The organism is Ruegeria sp. H4 (assembly GCF_056533065.1).
This window is the reverse complement of the sequence record NZ_JBQFOC010000002.1, coordinates 824,699-845,053: the sequence shown is the minus strand read 5'-3', so window position 1 is coordinate 845,053 and position 20,355 is coordinate 824,699. Positions and strand designations below refer to the sequence as shown.

Annotated in this window: 17 protein-coding genes and 1 tRNA gene; 6 read left to right on the top strand and 12 right to left on the bottom strand. The window is 56.9% G+C overall.

The window, feature by feature from the left end; translation table 11 throughout:
- Positions 1-21: 21 nt before the first annotated feature.
- On the bottom strand, positions 22-1,908 hold the full coding sequence (locus tag ACR0KG_RS15735; protein ID WP_480547378.1) for a serine/threonine-protein kinase: 1,887 nt from the start codon (positions 1,906-1,908) through the stop codon (positions 22-24).
- A gap of 292 nt (positions 1,909-2,200) precedes the next feature.
- On the opposite strand from ACR0KG_RS15735, the gene ACR0KG_RS15730 reads away from it, so the two are divergent.
- The 6 genes from ACR0KG_RS15730 (at position 2,201) to ACR0KG_RS15705 (ending at position 8,584) form a co-directional block, all read left to right on the top strand.
- Positions 2,201-2,611: a helix-turn-helix domain-containing protein gene (locus ACR0KG_RS15730; protein WP_480544876.1), complete on the top strand. Its 411-nt coding sequence runs from the start codon at positions 2,201-2,203 to the stop codon at positions 2,609-2,611.
- An 8-nt stretch (positions 2,612-2,619) separates the two neighbouring features.
- Complete coding sequence (locus ACR0KG_RS15725) at positions 2,620-3,003, top strand: PAS domain-containing protein (RefSeq protein WP_480544877.1); 384 nt, start codon at positions 2,620-2,622, stop codon at positions 3,001-3,003.
- Between the two features lie 454 nt (positions 3,004-3,457).
- Positions 3,458-3,531 (top strand) — tRNA-Gly (locus ACR0KG_RS15720).
- Positions 3,532-3,776: 245 nt separating this feature from the next.
- Positions 3,777-5,597, top strand: a complete 1,821-nt coding sequence (locus ACR0KG_RS15715) for an ABC transporter transmembrane domain-containing protein (protein ID WP_480827799.1) — start codon at positions 3,777-3,779, stop codon at positions 5,595-5,597.
- A 161-nt stretch (positions 5,598-5,758) separates the two neighbouring features.
- Complete coding sequence (locus ACR0KG_RS15710; RefSeq protein ID WP_480540360.1) at positions 5,759-7,648, top strand: acyl-CoA synthetase; 1,890 nt, start codon at positions 5,759-5,761, stop codon at positions 7,646-7,648.
- Between the two features lie 12 nt (positions 7,649-7,660).
- Complete coding sequence (locus tag ACR0KG_RS15705; protein ID WP_480547382.1) at positions 7,661-8,584, top strand: alpha/beta hydrolase; 924 nt, start codon at positions 7,661-7,663, stop codon at positions 8,582-8,584.
- 7 nt (positions 8,585-8,591) lie between these two features.
- On the opposite strand, the gene ACR0KG_RS15700 is transcribed toward ACR0KG_RS15705, so the two are convergent.
- From ACR0KG_RS15700 to ACR0KG_RS15650, 11 genes are all read right to left on the bottom strand, one after another.
- Complete coding sequence (locus ACR0KG_RS15700) at positions 8,592-9,428, bottom strand: alkaline phosphatase family protein (protein ID WP_480547384.1); 837 nt, start codon at positions 9,426-9,428, stop codon at positions 8,592-8,594.
- 150 nt (positions 9,429-9,578) lie between these two features.
- Positions 9,579-11,216, bottom strand: a complete 1,638-nt coding sequence (locus ACR0KG_RS15695) for an ABC transporter ATP-binding protein (protein WP_480547386.1) — start codon at positions 11,214-11,216, stop codon at positions 9,579-9,581.
- Complete coding sequence (locus ACR0KG_RS15690) at positions 11,213-12,028, bottom strand: ABC transporter permease (protein ID WP_170533053.1); 816 nt, start codon at positions 12,026-12,028, stop codon at positions 11,213-11,215. Before ACR0KG_RS15690 ends, ACR0KG_RS15695 begins: the two co-directional genes overlap by 4 nt.
- Positions 12,028-12,984: an ABC transporter permease gene (locus ACR0KG_RS15685; RefSeq protein ID WP_170531799.1), complete on the bottom strand. Its 957-nt coding sequence runs from the start codon at positions 12,982-12,984 to the stop codon at positions 12,028-12,030. The genes ACR0KG_RS15690 and ACR0KG_RS15685 overlap by 1 nt, the downstream gene beginning before the upstream one ends.
- Positions 12,985-12,999: 15 nt before the next feature.
- A complete protein-coding gene (locus ACR0KG_RS15680; RefSeq protein WP_480827798.1) occupies positions 13,000-14,586 on the bottom strand; it encodes an ABC transporter substrate-binding protein in 1,587 nt (528 codons plus the stop codon).
- Positions 14,587-14,823: 237 nt separating this feature from the next.
- Positions 14,824-15,927, bottom strand: coding sequence for a DUF4147 domain-containing protein (locus ACR0KG_RS15675; protein WP_480827797.1), 1,104 nt, complete (start codon positions 15,925-15,927; stop codon positions 14,824-14,826).
- Positions 15,927-16,364 (bottom strand): D-aminoacyl-tRNA deacylase, encoded by a 438-nt coding sequence (dtd, locus tag ACR0KG_RS15670; RefSeq protein ID WP_480827796.1) that lies wholly within the window; start codon positions 16,362-16,364, stop codon positions 15,927-15,929. Before dtd ends, ACR0KG_RS15675 begins: the two co-directional genes overlap by 1 nt.
- Before the next feature lie 29 nt (positions 16,365-16,393).
- Positions 16,394-17,062: a nitroreductase gene (locus tag ACR0KG_RS15665; protein WP_480827795.1), complete on the bottom strand. Its 669-nt coding sequence runs from the start codon at positions 17,060-17,062 to the stop codon at positions 16,394-16,396.
- Positions 17,063-17,128: 66 nt separating this feature from the next.
- The gene (locus tag ACR0KG_RS15660; protein ID WP_480827794.1) at positions 17,129-18,217 is read right to left on the bottom strand and encodes a TFIIB-type zinc finger domain-containing protein; all 1,089 of its coding nucleotides are present in this window, start codon (positions 18,215-18,217) and stop codon (positions 17,129-17,131) included.
- A gap of 8 nt (positions 18,218-18,225) precedes the next feature.
- Positions 18,226-19,374 (bottom strand): SPFH domain-containing protein, encoded by a 1,149-nt coding sequence (locus ACR0KG_RS15655; RefSeq protein ID WP_480827793.1) that lies wholly within the window; start codon positions 19,372-19,374, stop codon positions 18,226-18,228.
- Positions 19,375-19,397: 23 nt separating this feature from the next.
- Positions 19,398-20,354: a DUF2927 domain-containing protein gene (locus ACR0KG_RS15650; RefSeq protein WP_480827792.1), complete on the bottom strand. Its 957-nt coding sequence runs from the start codon at positions 20,352-20,354 to the stop codon at positions 19,398-19,400.
- Between the last annotated feature and the right edge of the window lies 1 nt (position 20,355).

Sequence of the window (20,355 nt, the reverse complement as noted above, 5' to 3'; positions counted from 1 at the left end):
CGCGAATGCGAGTGATCATTGTCAGGCTCCTGTCTCGATGCGTTCAACCCACATTGTGCCCGCCCGGCTGACCGCCAGACGCACCTGACCCTGACCGGATGTGATTTCCTGTGCCAGCAATCGCGCCATTGTGGCCCCGTCCGAAATACGTTCGTTGTTGCCAACCATGGCCACCACCGTGTCGCCCGCCTTGAGCCCGCTATCGGTGCCGGGTGCAACATCGATGACCTGCGTCAGCCAGACAGAGCCATCAAAATGGGTCTGAAAACGAAACCCGTTCTTTAGGTCGGTCAAATAGATGATCGGCGCGGATACCTGTGTATAAAGGCGGGCACCCGTTTCGGGGACTTCGGCGACAACGCGGAAATTGATCTGCATGCCATCACTTTGCCTGGCCAGTGTTCTGAGCTGGACGTCAAGGTCGGTAGCCGGCGTGCCCTCAACTTCCAAAATACGGCTTCCTATCGGTAGTCGATTTTCCAGGCTCTGCGGTACTTGCAGGACGAAGTTTTCCTGATCTAGACGAAACGGCAGATCCAGCTTCCAGGACGCTTCCACCTCTCCATCCGCATAAGAATGAATGAAGTCCTGCAGGACTGGGTCTACTGTCACCTTTGTTGCTGCCGGCGTGTTTTCCGGAACAATAGCGGGCTGCTCGACGGGCACAGTCGCTGCGGGTGCCGTAGTTGAAACTGGAGTGACAGGCGGCCGAGTTTGATCGAGCGTCTCTACCGAAGCCATCTCTTGCTGAAGTAGGGGAGTTGTCTCTGCGGTGACGGTGCCGAGTTCAACCTGATCCTGGTTCAGTAGAAGATAGGCCGATCCCCCGATGATTCCCGCTGCAATGGCAATCGCCGATGCACGCGCAACCAACTCTGATGCGCTTTTGACCGGCTTGACTGGAGCTGCGGTCGCTCGGTTTGCAGGACGGGTGGATTTGCGGCGCGCAGATTTCAATTGCTTGGAAACGCGGCTTGAGATCGTTTTGACCGGAGTCTCCATCAGCAGAGACCACTCCGCTGACGTTTTCATCCGGTCTTTGGGTAGAATGGCCATGGCTTTGTCGATCGCGGCGCAAAATGCCTCATCATAATCCGAGGTCAGCTTGCCAAGCGGGATATAGGAATCCGGTTCTTTGGCCACATGCGCCGCGATCCGAACCTGGCTGTCCGGTGGGCGCTGTCCTGTGATCGCATGATAGAAGCTTGCCGCTAGTGAATAAAGGTCACTGCTAGGGTCCTGTTCACTGCCAGCGATATAAAACTCTTGGGGTGAATACCCGTCCTTGACCACGCGCAGGGCCGATAGCGCGCGTGTGGCTTTGGTGGCCTGATCCCGTGCTGCGCCAAAATCGATCAGCACTGGGGTCAGCTCATCGGTTACGATGATGTTGTCCGGAGAGATATCCCGGTGCAGCATTCCGGCAGTGTGCACAAATCCGATTGCATCCAGCAATTTACGAAGGATCGCGCGAACCTGATCTGGCCGCAAAAGCATGACCTTCTGTTCAATAATGGCAAGCAGATCGTGGCCCTTAACGAAATCGATCGCCATATAGGCGGTATTGTTCTCTTCAAAGACTTGGTGCACGCCAACGATATAAGGGTGTTTGAGTTTCGCCAGCGCTCTTGCTTCTTGCGAGAAGAGCCGAACAATTGAGCGAAGCTCACCGACATAGGCCTCGGACCGGGCCTCTATCTGGCGCCCGCTGCGGCGGCAAAACGACTGGGGAAAACACTCCTTGATGACGATCTGCCGATCCAAACTGTCTGTTGCCAAATAGGTGATGCCAAACCCGCCGGAGTTCAAATATTGCGTGATCTTGTATTGACCCCGCATCAACTCGGTGCCGGGCTGAAGTTCGTCCCCGGCCGTGTGGTAATCCTGCTGCCGTGCGTCATCAACCATGGTCTTCCTCACAATACGAAACTCTTTGCTCACAGAAGATGATTGAGCTCCAAATCAGGCGAGAAAATGTTAGATAGCGGTCAAATTTAAGAAAAAATCTCGCAAAGTGAGGTTCTCATCATCCAAATTTAGAACAAGTGCGCAGTACGCCCATGTTTTGGGAAAATTCAAAAGGAGGATTGGAACTACGACATAGTTGCGCGAAAAACTCTCTGACAGATTGTTCGTATCGCGCAAGCTTGGTAAATAGTCGTCACATTGATATCTCTAAATCATTCAAAAGGCGGGTCCGATGAGCGCAAAGGAAGTGGTATTTCTGAAAGAGGCTCTTTCATCCGAAGATGTCTATGGGCATGTCGGGCAAAGACTGCGCGGATTGCGGTCTGAAAAGCGTATGACACAAGCGGAAGTCGCGCGCCTCCTGGAAATCAGCCCTCAACAGTATCAGAAGTATGAAGATGCACAAAGCAAGTGCAGCTTGCCATACCTGATGAAGCTTGCCGCATTTTATCAAGTCCCTATTGAATCTCTTCTCCCACAATCTGAAAGCTCGACCAACATGCCGAGCCCAACGGCAGAAATTCCTGTCGAGGCAGACTTGCTGGCCCGTTTGGTTAGTTCATTCGTGAAACTCGCAGACGTGAACGAAAAGTTGAGGTTGGTACAATTGGTTGAAGCGATTGTCTCTGCCGAACAGAAATAGGGGACTCGATGGAACAAAGTGACTTTAAACGGTTTGTAAAGGATCGCGGAGAAGAAGGTGCAAGCGAAGCCATCGGTTCGCATTCAGCGGTTGTTTGCCTCGCTCAACCGGGCGTTCCTGTTATCTACGTGTCCGACGCATTTGAGTCCCATACCGGCTATCGGCTTGAAGACGTAGCGGGGCGTAGTCTCGGGCTACTGCAAGGCCCTGATACCGAGCCAGAAGCGATTGACCACTTCAGAAACCTAATAAAAAACGGCCAATCGGGAACAGTCCGCATCACAAATTATCGGAAGAATGGTGAACGTTTTGTCCATGAATGTGAGTTGCGCCCGGTTTTGGATGATGGGAAGAATGTGACACATTTCATCGCAATACAGAGACCGGTTTAGCGCTGGTTGTACCGAGAAGTCATACTTGCCCATGCTCCTTGCGATTGCAGGCCAAGTTCCGCAATCAACGTGGAAAGTTAACGGCGTTGCTGCGCAAATTGGTTTAGATCAGTTTGAGACAAGTGTTCGTTTTTCTTATAATCATCGACTGATGTTTTCGGCGATTCAACTGCTCGCGGTAATTCTTTCGCAAAATGGTTCCTAAAACAATTCAAGATCGTTCGTTAGAGGAAACCAACAATGGATAGTGAGCGTCTCTTGATTTCACGCCTAGGATAACGCGAGGCCGCACTACCCTCTTTCAGGCGCCCTCTCGTCGAGCCACTACTGCCCAATCAGGTATCGGGTTCTGATAACAACAATTATGATGAGACATAATACAGATTGTTTGCAGACTCTTGAGTGGTTCCACTTGACCTCCAAATTCACATGAAATAGGTGATGCTGTACTTAAGCGGGCGTTGTGTAGTGGTAAGACCTTAGCCTTCCAAGCTAATGACGCGGGTTCGATTCCCGCCGCCCGCTCCAAGATTTATTTTCCGACACAAGACCTGCAACAATTTGATTTGTTGAATTAAAATTGGATCGAAACGCTTGTCTTCCAAGTATGCTATGTCGGTTCGATTCCGTCTACCCGCTCCAGTTGCTTCCTTTGCGAATTCTGCGTCAAATGGCCCTGAGGCACAGGCAATTTCAGCACGTGAGCTTGACCCCCGTTGCCTCTAGCGCCAAGAAACAGAAACCCAGAATTGATCAGGAAACATAGGCCCGACATGGCAAGACAGACTGCGACCGGTCAGACACCATCATCACCGCCTGGGGCCAGTGAAGAGCGTGCCACATCAAAAAAGCTGAGCGTTCTAAGGGCGCTTTGGCCCTTCATGCGCCCATATGGCGCGCTGATGTTTGGTGCAGCGCTTGCATTGTGTCTGACTGCGGGGATGACACTGACCTTGCCTTTGGCCGTGCGCCGCGTGGTCGACAATTTCCGCATTCAGGATGGGGAACTTCTGGATTGGTACTTCCTTGCGGCGCTGGGCATCGCTGGTGTTTTGGCGGTGGGCACGGGCATTCGGTATGCGCTGGTCACGCGGTTGGGCGAACGCGTGGTGGCCGATATCCGCAAGGCCGTGTTTGACCGGGTCATTGGCATGAGCCCCGCATTTTATGAGCGTATCATGACCGGCGAGGTGCTCAGCCGGATCACCACGGACACAACCTTGATACAATCGGTTTTGGGCTCATCCGTTTCGATCGCTCTGCGCAATATTCTCATGTTTGTGGGTGGTTTGGCACTGATGCTGCTGACATCCGCAAAGCTGACAGCGCTTGTCCTGCTTTTGATTCCTGTGGTGATCGTGCCGATCCTGGTTCTGGGCCGTCGCTTGCGCGCCATTAGCCGTGAAAATCAAGATTGGATCGCGGCGTCCTCTGGTAATGCAGGTGAGGCGTTGGGCGCTGTGCAAACGGTTCAGGCCTTCACCCACGAACGGGCGAGCCGAAAGCAGTTTGGCGAGATGACGGAAACCTCATATATCGTCTCGCTGCGCCGCATCCAAACCCGTGCTATCCTGACCGTGATCGTCATTTTTCTGGTGTTCTCGGGTATCGTCGGCGTGCTTTGGATGGGGGCCAATGATGTCCGCAACGGGGTGATGACAGAAGGGGTGCTGATCCAGTTCGTGATCTATTCGGTGATCATGGCAGGATCAGTCGCCGCGCTGTCCGAAATCTGGAGCGAGTTGCAACGCGCCGCCGGCGCGACCGAACGACTGGTTGAGTTGCTCAATGCCGAAGATACGGTCCTCGATCCTGTACGGGCCAAAATGCTGTCGCAACCGGTTCGTGGTGAGATCCGGTTTCAAGATGTCACTTTCCGCTATCCTGCGCGGCCCGATGTGGTGGCGTTGGACAGCCTGTCCCTGCAAGTGAACCCCGGCGAAACCGTAGCCTTTGTTGGCCCCTCTGGGGCTGGCAAGACAACGGTTATTCAGATGATCCAGCGGTTCTATGACCCGAACTCAGGGTGTGTTCTGTTGGATGGGGAAGACCTGACCGGTTTGGATCGGACGGATTTCCGCCGCCATATTGCCCTTGTCCCGCAGGACCCGGTAATCTTTGCTGCCTCAGCGCGCGAGAACATCCGGTTTGGCCGCCTTGATGCCTCGGATGCCGAGGTCGAAGCTGCCGCGAGGGCCGCCGCTGCACATGAGTTCATTGCGGCACTGCCCGAAGGCTATGACAGTTTTGTAGGCGAGCGTGGCGTGATGCTGTCGGGGGGGCAAAAACAACGCATCGCCATAGCCCGGGCCATACTGCGGGATGCGCCGGTGTTGCTGCTGGACGAGGCGACCTCGGCCCTGGATGCGGAAAGCGAACGGGCGGTGCAGGGGGCGGTTGACCAGATGCGCGCGGGCCGGACGACCCTGATTGTGGCGCATCGTTTGGCCACGGTGAAGAAGGCGGATCGGATTGTCGTGATGGAAGCGGGGCGCATTGTTGCGCAGGGCACGCATGACGATCTGGTGGCGCAAGATGGGCTTTATGCCCGCTTGGCGCGCCTGCAATTCACCGATGGGGTAGCCGCAGAATAGGGTGACGTAGGGACAGATCAGTTTCCGCCGTAGCGTTATTCTACATTTTCAAGTTTTCCAGCGCTAAGCCCTTGCTTGTGTCAGCCGGGTTGTGATCCCATCTATGTGAGGATCAAAACCGCGTGAGACACGTGGGAGACTACAAGACGGGGAGGAGCCACATGGCCTTTGTAGGGCGTGAAGACAAACTGCGTATCGAACAGGAAATGGCGTGGGAGGATCGTGATCTTCCGGTCACCTTCCATCAACTGTTGTCTCGGACAGCAGAGAAGTTTCCCAATCACAACGCGATCAGTTTCCAATTGTTTTCCGGTCCGACAGACAAGGCCGAAACGCTGACATGGTCTGATTTGCTGGGGCAGGTCAATCAGGCGGCGAACCTGTTCCGCTCGCTTGGCGTGGGCGAAAACGACGTCGTTGCCTACGTGTTGCCCAACTGTAATGAGACTTTGGTCACTATGATGGGTGGCGCGGTTGCAGGGATCGTGAATCCGATCAACCCACTGTTGGAGCCCGAACAGATCGCCGCGATCTTGCGGGAAACCGAAGCCAAGGTTGTGGTGACGCTGCGTTCCTTCCCAAAGACGGATGTGGCGCAAAAGGTGGAAGAGGCTGTGCGCCATGCACCGAAGGTGCATACGATCCTTGAGATTGACCTGAACCGCTATCTGACCCCTCCGAAATCATGGATCGTTCCGCTGCTGCGCCCCAAAATGGGCGACAAGGAAAAGCTGGCTCATGCGGATTACAAGAATTTCAACAAAGAGCTGGCGAAGCAGCCCAAGACGCTGACTTTTGCAGACAGCACCGAAGATCGCGTCGCATGCTATTTCCATACTGGTGGCACGACCGGTATGCCGAAAGTGGCGCAGCATAAATATTCGGGCCTCATCTATAACGGCTGGCTTGGGCATACGCTGCTGTTTGATGAAAATGACGTCATCATGTGCCCGCTGCCGATGTTCCACGTCTTCGCAGTACATGTGATCATGATGGCAGCGGTCTCATCTGGGGCGCATGTGATCTTCCCGACACCGCAAGGGTATCGCGGCGATGGTGTTTTCGATAATTTCTGGAAGCTTATCGAACGCTGGAAAGTCAGCTTTATCATCACCGTGCCCACAGCGATTTCTGCGAAAATGCAACGCCCGGTGGATGCAGATATCTCAAGTGTCAAAACTGCCTTTTCGGGGTCTGCACCTCTGCCGGTTGAACTGTTCCGCCGTTTCGAAGAAGCAACCGGTGTGACCATCGTCGAAGGCTATGGCCTGACTGAAGCGACCTGCCTGGTCTCGTGCAACCCGGTTGATGGTGAGAAAAAGATTGGGTCTATAGGCATCCCGTTCCCCTATACGGATGTCAAAATCCTGATGGACGGGCCGGATGGTCCCAAGGAATGCGCCGCTGACGAAATCGGAGAGATCTGCATCTCGAACCCTGGTGTCTTTCCGGGTCACACCTACACCGAGGTCGACAAGAACGAAAACCTGTATCACTTCGAAAAATACCTGCGCACAGGTGATCTGGGTCGTTTTGATGAAGACGGGTATCTTTGGATCACTGGGCGCGCGAAGGATTTGATCATTCGTGGCGGACACAACATTGATCCGGCTGAAATCGAAGAAGCCCTGTTGGGGCACGAGGCCGTGGCTTTTGCCGGAGCCATCGGCCAGCCCGATGCGCATTCAGGTGAATTGCCCTGTGCTTTTGTCGAACTGGTCGATGGCGCCTCGGTCACCGAAGAGGCATTGTTGGAGTTCTGTAAGGTCCACGTGCACGAACGTGCAGCGCAGCCCAAACATATGACCATCCTTCCGGAACTGCCGAAAACAGCGGTTGGCAAAGTGTTCAAGCCGGACCTGCGCAAAAACGCGATCACGCGTGTCTATAATGGTGCGTTGGAGGAGGCTGGGGTCGAAGCTCGGGTGGTTTCGGTCATTGATGACAAGAAACGCGGACTTGTTGCGCAGCTTGACGCGAACGGTTCATCCGAAGACGATGTCAGCAAGGTGCTGGGATCGTTCACCCGGCCGTGGGAGTGGGCTGCCTGACCGGGAGGTAACATGGATTATGAACGTCTGATCGATGAAGAAACATGGGCGTTCATAAGACGCACGGCAGAAAGCTATCCCGACAACGCGGTTGATCTGTCGATCGAGGAGCAACGCAAGGTCTATAACGCGATGTGTCAGACCTTTCGCCAACCGCGCCCGAATGGAGTTGAAACAGAAGACCGGTCCGCCAATGGCGTGCCGGTCCGCGTTTATACAGCGGGCGATCCGACCCGCGTAGTCATCTATTTTCATGGCGGCGGCTTTGTCGTCGGCGGGCTGGACAGCCATGATGATGTCTGCGCTGAAATCTGCGCCCAAACCGGGTATCGCGTTGTTTCAGTGGACTACCGGCTATGCCCAGAACACGTGCATCCTGCGCAGTTTCAGGACAGTGTGGCAGCGGTCGACTGGGCGGTTGCCGAATACGGCGTTCCGATTGTGTTGGCGGGTGACAGTGCCGGTGGGAATCTGGCTGCGGCGGTTGCCCATCATATGAGGGGCCAACCGGGTGACGTGTTGGGGCAGGTTCTGATCTATCCGGGTCTGGGCGGAGACAGCTCTGCTGGGTCTTACTTGGAGCATGCGCAGGCGCCGCTACTGACCCGCGATGAGATATTGTTCTATGAAAAGGTTCGATGCGGCGGGGCAGCGCCCGAAAGCGATCCGACCTTTGCACCGCTACACGATACCGATTTCTCGGGCCTGCCTCCAACTGTAGTGATCACCGCTGATTGCGATCCGTTACGCGATGATGGAGCTGTTTATTGTGAACAGATAACTCGGGCAGGCGGTCGGGCCTATTGGATCAACGAAGCGGGTCTGGTGCACGGCTATCTACGCGCCCGCAACAGCGTGAAACGCGCAGCTGATAGTTTCGAACGCATATCCGTGGCCATCGAAGCATTGGGGCAGGGCATTTGGGCCTATGGTTAGGCCCTGATCACTTCAGGAATGGTTCGCCCTTCATTGTGTCCGCAATCGGTGCGCCCATCCGGGTCAGGATTGTGGGGGCCAGTTGCAACTGGTCAATCACCGCTTCGGCCTGCGGGCCGTCGGCATCGCCGAAGTAATACAGGGCCGTTTCCTGCTGCAAAGCGCCCCGCCCACCGTGGTGGCCACGCTCGTCCTGTCCGTGATCGGCGGTTACGATGACCTCGTATCCCAACTGTCGCCAGCGGGGAATGAAAGGGGCCAGCATTTCATCGGCGACAAAACAGGTATGGTCCATTTCCTGACAATCGTGGAAAAACCGATGGCCCATACTGTCCAGGGTGCAGGTGTGAAGTATGCCGTAGTCCAGACCAAAGCGCAGGCACAGGTTGGTCAGGGTGGCAAACAGATCAACGTCCGAAGGCGTCATCTGGTTATCCTTGCCATAGCCCGTCATTGTGTGGAACCGGCCGTGGTTTATGGTTTTGCTATCCGGTTCGTCATATTCCACATCGCGGACATAATCGAACGGGTGCCGGTTGAAGAACTGGGACCAATAGCTATGCGTGACGGCCCCGGTGACACCGCCCGCCTCGCGCACTTGGCTGAATATATCCTTGTGGCTCAGGCGGAACACATTTCCGTTGCCGGTACATCCATGTTCCTGCGGTGTGACGCCCGTATGGATTGATGCATAGCAACTGGCCGAGATTGAGGGCAGCACAGCCCGCAGCTTCCAAACGCGCGCCTCACCGCTGTCCACCCAACCTTCGAGGTTGCCGAACAGGCGGCGGAAATTGCGCCAGGGGACGCCGTCCAGGATGATCAAAAGAAGTTTGCGGTCCATCAGCCTACCCATCTGATTTGGTGTTCTACCGACCCTAGCGGAATCGCGGTTTCACGGCCGTTCATTCGCGCCCCAAATATCAAAATCCCGACACCTGCAACGGAGCAAGGTGCCGGGATTTGGAAACTTCATGGAACTGTTACTGTGTGTTCAGTTCCCGGCGCTCTCCATCTTGCGGTGGGCGACAACCTCTTCCAACCAGCCCAGATGCATCTCGGGGACCGAGCTGAGCAGCAGGTCCGTATAGTCATCGAAGGGCGGGCTCAGCACCTGGCTTTTGGGCCCGTAGCGCACAACGCGGCCCTGATACATCACTGCGATGCTATCGCTAATCGCGCGGACCGTCGCCAGATCGTGGGTGATGAACAGGTAAGCCACATCCTCGATCTTTTGCAGGTCCAGCAGCAGTTTGAGGATGCCGTCCGCGACCAGCGGATCAAGCGCCGAGGTGACCTCATCACAGATGATCATCTTGGGCTTTGCCGCCAGCGAGCGTGCGATACAGACACGTTGTTTCTGACCGCCCGACAGCTCAGCCGGGTAGCGGTCGATGAACTTCTCGCCCAACTCGATCTCATCCAGCAGTTCGACAACCCGCTTGCGCTTTTCTGCGCCGCGCATGTTGAAGTAGAACTCCAGCGGTCGACCAATGATGGTGCCGACGGTCTGGCGTGGGTTCATCGCGACATCCGCCATCTGGTAGATCATCTGCAACTCGCGCAGGTCCTCACGCGTACGGCCTTTCAGATCCGCAGACAGTTTGCGCCCGTTGAACGTGATCTCACCATCACGCGGTGGCAGCAGGCCGGTGATCACACGGGCAAGCGTAGACTTACCCGAGCCGGATTCACCCACAACCGCCAGTGTCTGCCCCGGATGAAGTTCGACATTGATGTTGTGCAGCACGTCGAAGTTCAGCCCCTTATAGCGCGCGGTGATCCCGTCGACGCTTAACACTGGTTCCGATGTTGGCTGTTTCTCTTCATGCTCGATGGACCGAACCGAGACCAGAGCCTTGGTATACTCCTCTTGCGGGTTGTTGATGATCTGATCGGTGTTGCCATATTCGACTGTATTGCCCATGCGCAGCACCATGATGTCGTCGCTCACCTGCGCCACGACAGCAAGGTCGTGCGTGATATAAAGCGCGGCAACACCGGTATCTGCGATGGCTTCTTTGATGGCCATCAGAACATCGATCTGAGTTGTCACGTCCAGCGCCGTGGTCGGCTCGTCAAACACCACCAGATCAGGTTCGGGGCACAACGCCAACGCGGTCATGCAGCGCTGCAGCTGACCACCCGAAACCTGGTGCGGATAGCGATCCCCGATGTTGTCCGGATCGGGCAGACCGAGCTTGGCAAACAGTTCGCGCGCACGGGCCTCGGCCTCTTTGCGGCTGAACTTCTTGTGCTCAACAGCCGCCTCTACAACCTGATCCATGATCTTCTTGGCGGGGTTAAAGGACGCGGCGGCAGACTGCGAGACATAGCTGACTTCGCCACCCCGCAGGTTGCGAATATCGCCAAGGGCGGACTTCATGATATCGCGCCCATTGACCCAGACTTCGCCGCCGGTGATCTTCACACCGCCCCGGCCATAGGCCATCGAGGCCAGACCGATGGTGGATTTACCGGCCCCGGATTCACCGATCAGCCCCAGCACTTTGCCGCGTTCGAGGTCAAAGCTGACCCCGTGCACGATTTCGATGTCATGGGGCTTTTCGCCCGGCGGATAGACGGTCGCGCCGATCTTGAGGTCGCGGACCTTGAGAAGGGTATCACTCATCCCCGGCCTCCTTTCAGCGATGTGGTGCGGTTCAGGACCCAGTCAGCCACCAGGTTGACCGAGATGGCCAATGTCGCAATGGCTACCGCAGGATAAAGCGCTGCGCCGATGCCATAGACGATGCCATCCTTGTTTTCCTTCACGATGCCACCCCAGTCCGCCAGCGGCGGCTGTACGCCCAGACCCAAGAAAGACAGGGTCGAGATGAACAGAACCATGAAGATGAACCGCAGGCCGAATTCAGCCACCAAGGGCGACAGTGCGTTGGGCAGGATTTCCCGGAAGATAACCCAGCCGCGGCCTTCGCCACGCAGTTTGGCAGCCTCGACATAGTCCATCACGTTGATGTCCACGGCGACAGATCGTGACAGGCGATAGGGGCGCGTGGCGTCCAACAGACCCATCACAAGGATCAGGATCGGTACAGTCACCGGAACGATTGCCAGTATAACCAGCGCCAGGATCAGTGTCGGAATCGACATGACCAGATCAACTGCTCGGCTTAGCACCTGATCGGCCCAACCGCCGAGAACAGCCGCCAAAAGGCCCAGAGAGGTGCCGGTGACGAAGCTGAGGATAGTGGCCGCCGCCGCGATAAAGATCGTGGTGCGCCCGCCATAGATCATGCGGGTCAGCAGATCGCGCCCGATATTGTCGGTGCCCAGCAGATGCTCGGCGCTGGACGGCTCCCACACATCGCCAACCACTTCGGCCATGCCGTAGGGGGCGATCAACGGGGCTGCGAAAGCGATGAAAAAGTACAATCCTGTAAAGAACAGACCGATCATTGCCGAAATAGGAATATTCTTCATCATTTCGGATGCCTCAGTCTTGGGTTGGCCAGGATCGAGACGATGTCAGCCACCATGTTCAGCCCGATATAGACGGCGGCAAAAACCACGCCGCAAGCCAGAACAACCGGTACGTCACGCTTGGTCACCGAATCCACCAGGTATTGACCCATGCCGGGATAGACGAACACCACCTCGACCACGACGACGCCGACGACCAGATAGGCCAGGTTCAGCATCACCACGTTGACGATGGGTGAGATTGCATTCGGGAACGCATGGCGCGCGATGACCTGAAAATTCGACAGGCCCTTCAGCTCGGCCGTCTCAATGTAAGCGGATTGCATGAGGTTCAAGATCGCCGCACGGGTCATGCGCATCATCTGCGCCAGCACGACCAGAGTCAGAACAAAAGCGGGCAATGCGATTGCGTTCAGTTTCTCTCCGAACGACATCGAGTCGTTGATCATGGCCAGAGACGAGAACCAACCCAGTTTCACGGAAACGAAGTAGATTACCACGTAGCCGATCAGGAACTCCGGGATCGAAACCGTTGTCAGCGTGATGGCAGAGATCAGCTTGTCCGGCCAGCGGTTGCGGTAACGCACGGCCAGCAAACCCAGAAAGATGGCAAGGGGAACAGAGACAACAGCGGCAGCACAGGCCAGAAACAGGGTGTTGCCCAACCGTTTACCAATGCTTTCAGCAATGTCGAGCTTGTTGGTCAGGGACTGACCCAGATCGCCCTGCACAATACCACCCAACCATTCGGCATAACGGGTCAAGGCCGGGCGGTTCAGGCCCATTTCTTCGCGCAGATTCTCCAGCGCCTCGGGGGTTGCGGATTGTCCAAGGACCGCTTGTGCCGCGTCCCCAGGAAGAGCTTCGGTGAGGCCGAAAATCAGAGCCGATGCACCGAAGAGAAGCAGGAGTCCCAGCGCGAGGCGCTGGGAAACCAGTTTGATGATAGGATGCATGATCCGTGGCCCGAGTTACGCGAACCACATCTTGCGGGACATGTTGCCGTTCATCATCTCTTGGGTCGGGTCAGTTTCCCAACCGGCCAGATCATTGCTGACACCTTCAACAAAGTCGTTGAACATCGGGCAGATCAGGCCGCCTTCGTTGCGGACCATCTGGCCCATCTGGCTGTAGATGTCCTTGCGCTTGTCGTTGTCCAGCTCGGCACGTGCAGAGAACAGCAGCTCGTCGAAAGCGGGCACTTTAAAGCGCGTGTCGTTCCAGTCCGCACTCGATAGATAGGCTGTCGAATACATCTGATCCTGCACCGGACGACCACCCCAATACGAGGCGCAGAAGGGCTGAACGTTCCAGACCTCGGACCAGTAGCCATCATTGGGTTCGCGCTTGATCTCCAGTGGGATGCCTGCCTGTGCGGCCGTTTGCTGGAACAGGGCTGCGGCGTCCACGGCACCCGGGAAGGCTCCATCAGCAACACGCAGGATGATGGGCGATCCATCATGGCCGGACTTCTTGTAGTGGTCGGCGGCTTTTTCCAGGCTGAACTCACGCTGCGGGATCGAGCCGTCGAACAACGGATAGGCGGCGTTAATCGGCATGTCATTCCCGATCGAGCCATAGCCACGCAGCACCTTGTCAACCAGTTCCTGACGGTTGATCGCATGTTTCAGCGCCAAGCGTAGTTCGTTTTCATCGAACGGTGCAGTGTCACAATGCATGATGAACACATAGTGGCCACGGCCTGCTGTCGAATGCACGGTCAGGTTGGGTGCGCGTCCCAGCAGATCGGCCACCTTGGGCTCGACCCGGTTGATCGCGTGAACCTGGCCGGATTGCAGCGCGGCAGTACGAGCAGTCGCGTCGTTGATGACGACGATTTCGACGCCGTCAAAATGTCCAAAATCAGAGTTCCAGTGGTTTGCGAATTTTTTATAGGTATGGCGGACGCCGGGCTCGTTGACCTCGACCTGATAAGGACCGGTGCCGATGCCAGCACCTGGATCTTCCATGCCACCATCGGGTTGGACGATCAGGTGATAGTCCGCCAACAGATAGGGCAGGTCAGCATTTGGCTCGTTCAGGGTGACCTGGAAGTTGTCGCCATCGGCCTTCATCGACTCAATGCCGCGCATGATACCCAGCGCACCGGATTGCGAATCTTCGTTCGAATGGCGTTGCATGGTCTTCAGCACGTCTTCGCTGGTCATGGTTTTGCCGTTGTGGAACTCGACGCCCTGACGCAGTTTGAAGGTCCAGACTTTCGCGTCGGCGCTGCCTTCTACGCTCTCCGCAAGACGTGGTTCGATGGTGCCATCAGTTGCAACTTCGACAAGCTGGTCGCCAAACTGCTTACCGTTCTGAAACGGAACCGAGCTTGCATAGGTGGCCGGATCGAGCGAGTTGGTGGATTCGCCGCCCTGAAGGCCGAATTTCAGAACGCCACCTTTCTTCGGGCTGGCGGCACGCGCAGCATCGGCGAACATCGTGCTGGCGACAGCGGCCGACACGCCCAGAGCGGCAGCTTTGCCCATGAACTCACGGCGCGTCAGTTTCCCCGCTGTGACCTGGCCTGCCATATGGGTTAGTTGTTCTTTCATCTGTAATCTCTCCCAGTTGAGTGAATATTGCCCTTCAAGGGCTTGTTATTGACGCATGAGTCAACGTTGGCGCATTTGGGCCAGCCCGGCAAGATTTAATATCTCACTTGGACGTGTGGCGCATGGCGCTGTGTTTCTTTGATTTTGGCCATTCGAACATGTAGCTGACGGTGCCGTGGGTAGCGATCAGACAAAGATGGCGAATGAAATCTGCTTGGTAGCATGAGAAACGCCAAATCAGTCGCGGATTGCGACAATCAGGTCCATTACATTGGTTCCGGTGGGTCCAGTCACCAACAGCGCATTGGCCTGTTCCAGATAAGTGCCGCTATCTGCTGCATTCAGGGCACCTTGGGCGCTATCTGTCCAGGTCGTTCCAGTCACAACACCGCCTGCCGCTTTGGTGGGACCATCTGTGCCATCTGTTCCGCCCACAACAACGGTAAGCCCTTCCAGACCAGCGATTTCTTTGGCCAACGCCAGCGCCAACGCCTGATTTCGACCGCCCCGACCGGGGGTGGGAGGCAGAACAACAGTGGGCTCACCGCCAAACACCATCGCACCGCTTTCCATGCCGCGCAGTTTCGATCCCACATCTGCCGCAACGGCCAGATAATCATCATGCAGGGCTTCTTCATTTGCCCATACCTGCAGGCCCGCTGTCTGTGCGGCCTTTGCAGCCGCCGCCCGGGCATGGGCGTTTGAGGCGACGATGCGGGCGGTTGCGTCGAACTCATAGGTCTGGGGCAGGGTGCCGATACCTGACCCGATCACATTCACATCGTCGCCGGGCACATCAGAAATCGCCAGCACTGTGGCTTTGGCGCCGTTGAAGTGAGACAGCAGCCCACCTCCTTTGACCCGCGACAACTTCCGCCGTTCAGCGTTCATCGCCACGATATCCAACCCTTCCGCCAGCAAGTGGCGGTTCAATTCGGCAAGGTCTTCAAGCGATTTCCCCGGCACAAGATCTTCGGCCAGCGAAGACGCGCCCCCCGACACCAACAGCAATAGATGAGAGCCTGGTTCCATCGCCTCAACCGCTTCACGTAGGGCGCGGCCACCGTTCAGGCTGCGTTGATCCGGCACAGGATGCGAGGCTTCTATCACCTCGACACCTACGGGCAGATCGCGCCCATGATCATCTTTGGTGACGACAAGCGTTGGTACGTTGCCAAACTGATCCAATGCCGCACGCGCCATTGCAGCGGCGGGTTTTCCAACGGCGAGGATGCGATCGGGCTGCGCGATACCGGGCAAGGCTGTCTTGGTGGCTGTGAAACCATCAACCGCCGCAACGCCTGACTTCCAAAACTCGATTGCTTGTTCAATGCGGGTCATCAGTTTTCCATCCAGATCGTAACCGGGCCGTCATTGACCAGTTCAACTGCCATATCTGCGCCGAATTGCCCGGTCTCGACGGCAATGCCGTGAGACGACAGGTATCGGGCGAAGGCAAGATACAGACGCTCACCATCTTCGGGAGGTGCGGCGTTGGCAAAGCCCGGGCGATTCCCGCGCGAGGTGTCTGCGGCCAGCGTGAACTGGCTAACCACTAAGGCGGACCCTCCGGTATCGAGGATCGAGCGGTTCATTTTGCCTGCCTCATCCTTGAAGATACGCAGCTTGGCAATCTTTGCAGCCAGCTTTTCCGCATGCTCTTCGGTATCGCCCTGCATGGCGCAGGCCAAAACCATCAGCCCCGGACCAGATTGTCCGACAATTGCTCCATCCACCGAAACGCGGGCCTGTGAAATGCGTTGTAGAAGCGCACGCAATAGCTCTCTCCCCAGTATTCCCGGTGGGTTTAACCGTGCCAATCGACAATGTCACCCAAGGCAGCACGATCCGTCCGAAAACTGTTGGCCGGGTGGTCCGTATCGGAATACCCGAATGAGAGTGCACATAAGATTAGGCGATCTTGGGGGATATCAAAATATCGATGAAGAAACGGCCCATAAGCGGCAACTGCCGCCTGAGGTATGCTAGCAATTCCAAGCGCTTGGGCTGCCAGTGTGAAAGCGGTGACAAAGCCGCCGCAATCCATTGCGCCATAGGGGCCGAGTTCAGCCGGGCTGGACAGGATCGCGCAATGGGGTGCCCCAAACAGCGAATAGTTTTCCATCATTTGCTTTGCGGATCCTTCCCGGTCGCCACGCTCGACGCCGACCGCCTTGTAGAGTGCCCAACCGCAGGCACGGCGACGGTCTTGATAAGGGCCGGAATAGGAGGTCGGGAAGGGAATGTCAGGGGTGGGCTGTCCAGTTGCAACCTCGTTTTGCAAGGCTTGCCGGAAGCGGTCTGTTTCCTCACCTCGTGTGATCACCAATTGCCAGGGCTGCGCATTGCACCAGCTGGGCACGCGCAAGGCGCTGGCGACGATCTGCTCTATCTGCTGCGTGGGAACCGGGTCCGGGCGAAAAGCCCGGCAGGAATGTCGCTGCTCGAGCAAATTATTCAAAGCAGACAATGTCATAAACGCGCTCTCCTTTGCAGAATTCCGGCTGAAGATGGCCGCAGCCCCGATCCTGCGCAAGGGGGGCTATTGCTGACCCGTCGCCACCAGATAGCCAACACCGGCCGCGACGATCAGGCCCAGCCCCACAGCAATCGCGATCTTGACCGTAGACCAAGGCCGTTCGCCCTGGACGCGCCCGGTGCGACCGTTGACGACAAAACGGTAGGTTTCACCCCGGTACTTATAGGCGGCCATCCAGACCGGAAGCAGGATATGCTTGAAGGTCACATCTCTGACATCGGTCTCAACCGAATGAATGCGCTGTCGGTCTCCACCAATGTCAAAGCGCACATCCCGCTCGATCACGCGGGACATATGATGGCGCGCTTCGGTATACCCATCACGCAACTCGACTGTGTAGGCCTCGGCCCGGAACCCGGCCAGGTATTCGGGCTGATACGGTTCCAGAGCGGGCAGATCCCAGGGCTCCAACGCATCTGTGTAGCTTTTGGGTAAGGAATGAGAGGCCAGCACCAGAACATCGTCAAAGAACCGCGCAACCCGACCGGATTTGGGGGTCCAGCGGACCTTGGGCACCTGTTGCTGAACCCGTTTGCCATCGCGCATCACTGTGCGGGTTTCGTAATAGACCACCCCGCGCTCGCCGCGATAGCTGGATTTGGTATCCGCATCGAAGGTCCAGTAGGGCACATAAATACCCTGCATCTTGCGCCCTTTGCGTGCGTACTCCTGCAATCCATTCGGTGCAAACCACAGCTTGCCCAGCCAATCATTCATGGCTTTCTGGGCTGTACGTTCATCCAGCGCAAAAGGCAGCACGCCCTTTGGTTTGATATGGCGGTTCACCCCGGTATCTGTCACTACGGGTGTCGCGCAGAACGGGCATTCAGCGGCGTGAGTGTTTGGGTCAAACTCGACCTGAGCGGCGCAGTTGGAACAGGTCAGAACCCGCGTTTCTTCGATCTCACTGTCGGGCAGCCGATCCGCAATCGCGGCATCAAAATCCAGCTCGCGTAGGCTTGCACCGCCCCACGGCCCCGAGCCAATCGGCTCGGAATGACCGCAATGATCACAGGTTAGCGTGCCATCACCCGGACTGAACCGATAATCCGCGCCGCATTGGGCGCAGGGGAAACGGTGTTCTTCGGTCATCGTGCGGCTTAGGCTCCGGGCGGAGGAGGCGGCAAGATGGTAAACAACTGCGCCAGTTCCTGAACGTCCCCGGCCTTTTTCCATCCATCCTGACCGGCTGTCCAGACATAGGTGTCGCGCGTTAGCTCTCCTTCAGCGGCCATGCGGCCCATCTTGGCCTTGGAAAACGGCCCGGTTGTTTGACCGTCTACTGCGATATGCCACACATGCTCAACCGGGTGCGGGGGAGGCGGTGCCATCTGTGCAGCCGGTTGTGGGGCAGCGGGGGCGGAAGATCCCCACGGGCCGCTCGGTTGGCCCGCTGCCATGTTCGCCATTTGATTGGCCATCGCCATGCCCATTCCCATGCCAAGGCCCGCACCCATGCCGCCACCCTGACCGGGATTATTGGCCGCTGCCGTCATAGCCTCAGCTGCTGAATACTGGGTGAACTTGCCCAGATCACCCGCCAGTCCCATCGAGGTGCGCTTGTCCAAAGCGGCCTCGACGGCGGGTGGCAATGAGATGTTCTCGATGTAGAACTCGGGCATTTCCAACCCGTAGCTATCCAACACGGGCGACACCTCAGCCGCGATCAGCTTGCCCAGGTCGGCGGTATTGGCCGCCATATCCAGAACCGGGATGCCCGATCCCGCGATCACGCGGCTAAATTCCTGCACGATGATGTTGCGGATCTGAAAGCTGATCTCGTCCATGGTGAATTCACCATCGGTACCGACGATCTCGACCAGAAATTTGGCCGGGTCCTTCACCCGCACGGTATAGGTGCCGTAGGCCCGGATCCGCGTCGGGCCGAACTCCGGATCGCGCAGCATGATCGGGTTCTTCGTGCCCCATTTCAGGTCGTTGAACCGGGTGGTGTTGACGAAATAGACCTCGGATTTGAATGGCGACTGAAAGCCGTGATCCCAATGCTGAAGGGTCGTCAGGATCGGCATATTGTTGGTTTCAAGCATGTAAAGACCGGGCGTGAACACATCCGCCAATTGCCCCTCGTGCACAAAAACGGCCGCCTGACCTTCGCGCACAGTCAGCTTGGCACCGTATTTAATCTCGTGCCCCTCGCGTTCGAACCGCCAGACCATGGTATCGCGGGTGTCATCCACCCAATGGATGACATCAATGAACTCTCCGGTCAAAAAATCGAAAATTCCCATTTGGGGTCTCCTGTCTTTAGGGGTCAGAGCGGCTGACCCATCAGTTCACGCGCAATGATCCGCACCACGGGGCGGGCCTGATCGACCGATACACCGGGCTTGAGGCGCGGATCGTAAAGCATTTGCAGCAGTTTCTCATCATGACTTGTCAGCAGTGCGAACTCGTCATCGTCGTTAAAGATCGACGGGCGCGCGGCGGGGCTGTCATTGGACAGGCCCAGACCTTGCGCAATCTCTTCGTGAATACAACTGAGCCGCACCAGATCTGGCAGCTCGGACCGTATCAGGGTGACCGCCCGCACATATTTGTTCGGCGATGAGGTATTCGCCGAGGCGAATACAAAACAATCGAAATTCGAACGGGGGTTGGCCACCAGATCAAGCGAGGCTTGGCTTATGTTTGGAATCAACTGCCTGAGGCGAGACACCACATAGGCACTGTCATCCTTACCCGCGAAGAATACGTGGAAATTGGGCTTGCGAGTGACGATCGAAATCGAATGCCCGGTGAGCCGCGCCAGTCGCGCCGAATACGATCGCACGTCTGCGGCATCTTTCTGGCGTGTGGCCGGCAGTATCGATGGTCCAAACTCGGTCTGGATGCGAACGGGGCCAACCCAACGGCTGAGCTGCCCGTCAGTCTGGCGCGACCCGATTGAGATACTGTGGTTCGGGTATTCGCTATAGAATGCAATCGCCTCGAAGTTACGTTCCAGATCGCTCGCATCATACGGCGTATCCGGGCCGCCCCCGTCAGTTCGTAGTAAACCGCGTGCCAACAAGTCGCGCTCGATACGTTGATAGAAACGCGCCAGATCCTGACTGGCGGCAGACGGCGGCACATAGGCATTGGCCGCTGGCGGCGGGAGCACTGGGCGCGGTTCCGGCGCGGCAGACGGCGTCAGGACCTCTTCACAGCCGACCAGTGTCAGCAGCGCAGCGACCCCGAGGCCCAGCTTTGTATGGGTCAAAGGCCGCACC

Bases quoted from the DNA above. Each gene is read 5' to 3' on its own strand.
- ACR0KG_RS15735 (WP_480547378.1), bottom strand. From the start codon at position 1,908: ATGGTTGATGACGCACGGCAGCAGGATTACCACACGGCCGGGGACGAA.
- ACR0KG_RS15730 (WP_480544876.1), top strand. From the start codon at position 2,201: ATGAGCGCAAAGGAAGTGGTATTTCTGAAAGAGGCTCTTTCATCCGAA.
- ACR0KG_RS15725 (WP_480544877.1), top strand. From the start codon at position 2,620: ATGGAACAAAGTGACTTTAAACGGTTTGTAAAGGATCGCGGAGAAGAA.
- ACR0KG_RS15715 (WP_480827799.1), top strand. From the start codon at position 3,777: ATGGCAAGACAGACTGCGACCGGTCAGACACCATCATCACCGCCTGGG.
- ACR0KG_RS15710 (WP_480540360.1), top strand. From the start codon at position 5,759: ATGGCCTTTGTAGGGCGTGAAGACAAACTGCGTATCGAACAGGAAATG.
- ACR0KG_RS15705 (WP_480547382.1), top strand. From the start codon at position 7,661: ATGGATTATGAACGTCTGATCGATGAAGAAACATGGGCGTTCATAAGA.
- ACR0KG_RS15700 (WP_480547384.1), bottom strand. From the start codon at position 9,428: ATGGACCGCAAACTTCTTTTGATCATCCTGGACGGCGTCCCCTGGCGC.
- ACR0KG_RS15695 (WP_480547386.1), bottom strand. From the start codon at position 11,216: ATGAGTGATACCCTTCTCAAGGTCCGCGACCTCAAGATCGGCGCGACC.
- ACR0KG_RS15690 (WP_170533053.1), bottom strand. From the start codon at position 12,028: ATGAAGAATATTCCTATTTCGGCAATGATCGGTCTGTTCTTTACAGGA.
- ACR0KG_RS15685 (WP_170531799.1), bottom strand. From the start codon at position 12,984: ATGCATCCTATCATCAAACTGGTTTCCCAGCGCCTCGCGCTGGGACTC.
- ACR0KG_RS15680 (WP_480827798.1), bottom strand. From the start codon at position 14,586: ATGAAAGAACAACTAACCCATATGGCAGGCCAGGTCACAGCGGGGAAA.
- ACR0KG_RS15675 (WP_480827797.1), bottom strand. From the start codon at position 15,927: ATGACCCGCATTGAACAAGCAATCGAGTTTTGGAAGTCAGGCGTTGCG.
- ACR0KG_RS15665 (WP_480827795.1), bottom strand. From the start codon at position 17,062: ATGACATTGTCTGCTTTGAATAATTTGCTCGAGCAGCGACATTCCTGC.
- ACR0KG_RS15660 (WP_480827794.1), bottom strand. From the start codon at position 18,217: ATGACCGAAGAACACCGTTTCCCCTGCGCCCAATGCGGCGCGGATTAT.
- ACR0KG_RS15655 (WP_480827793.1), bottom strand. From the start codon at position 19,374: ATGGGAATTTTCGATTTTTTGACCGGAGAGTTCATTGATGTCATCCAT.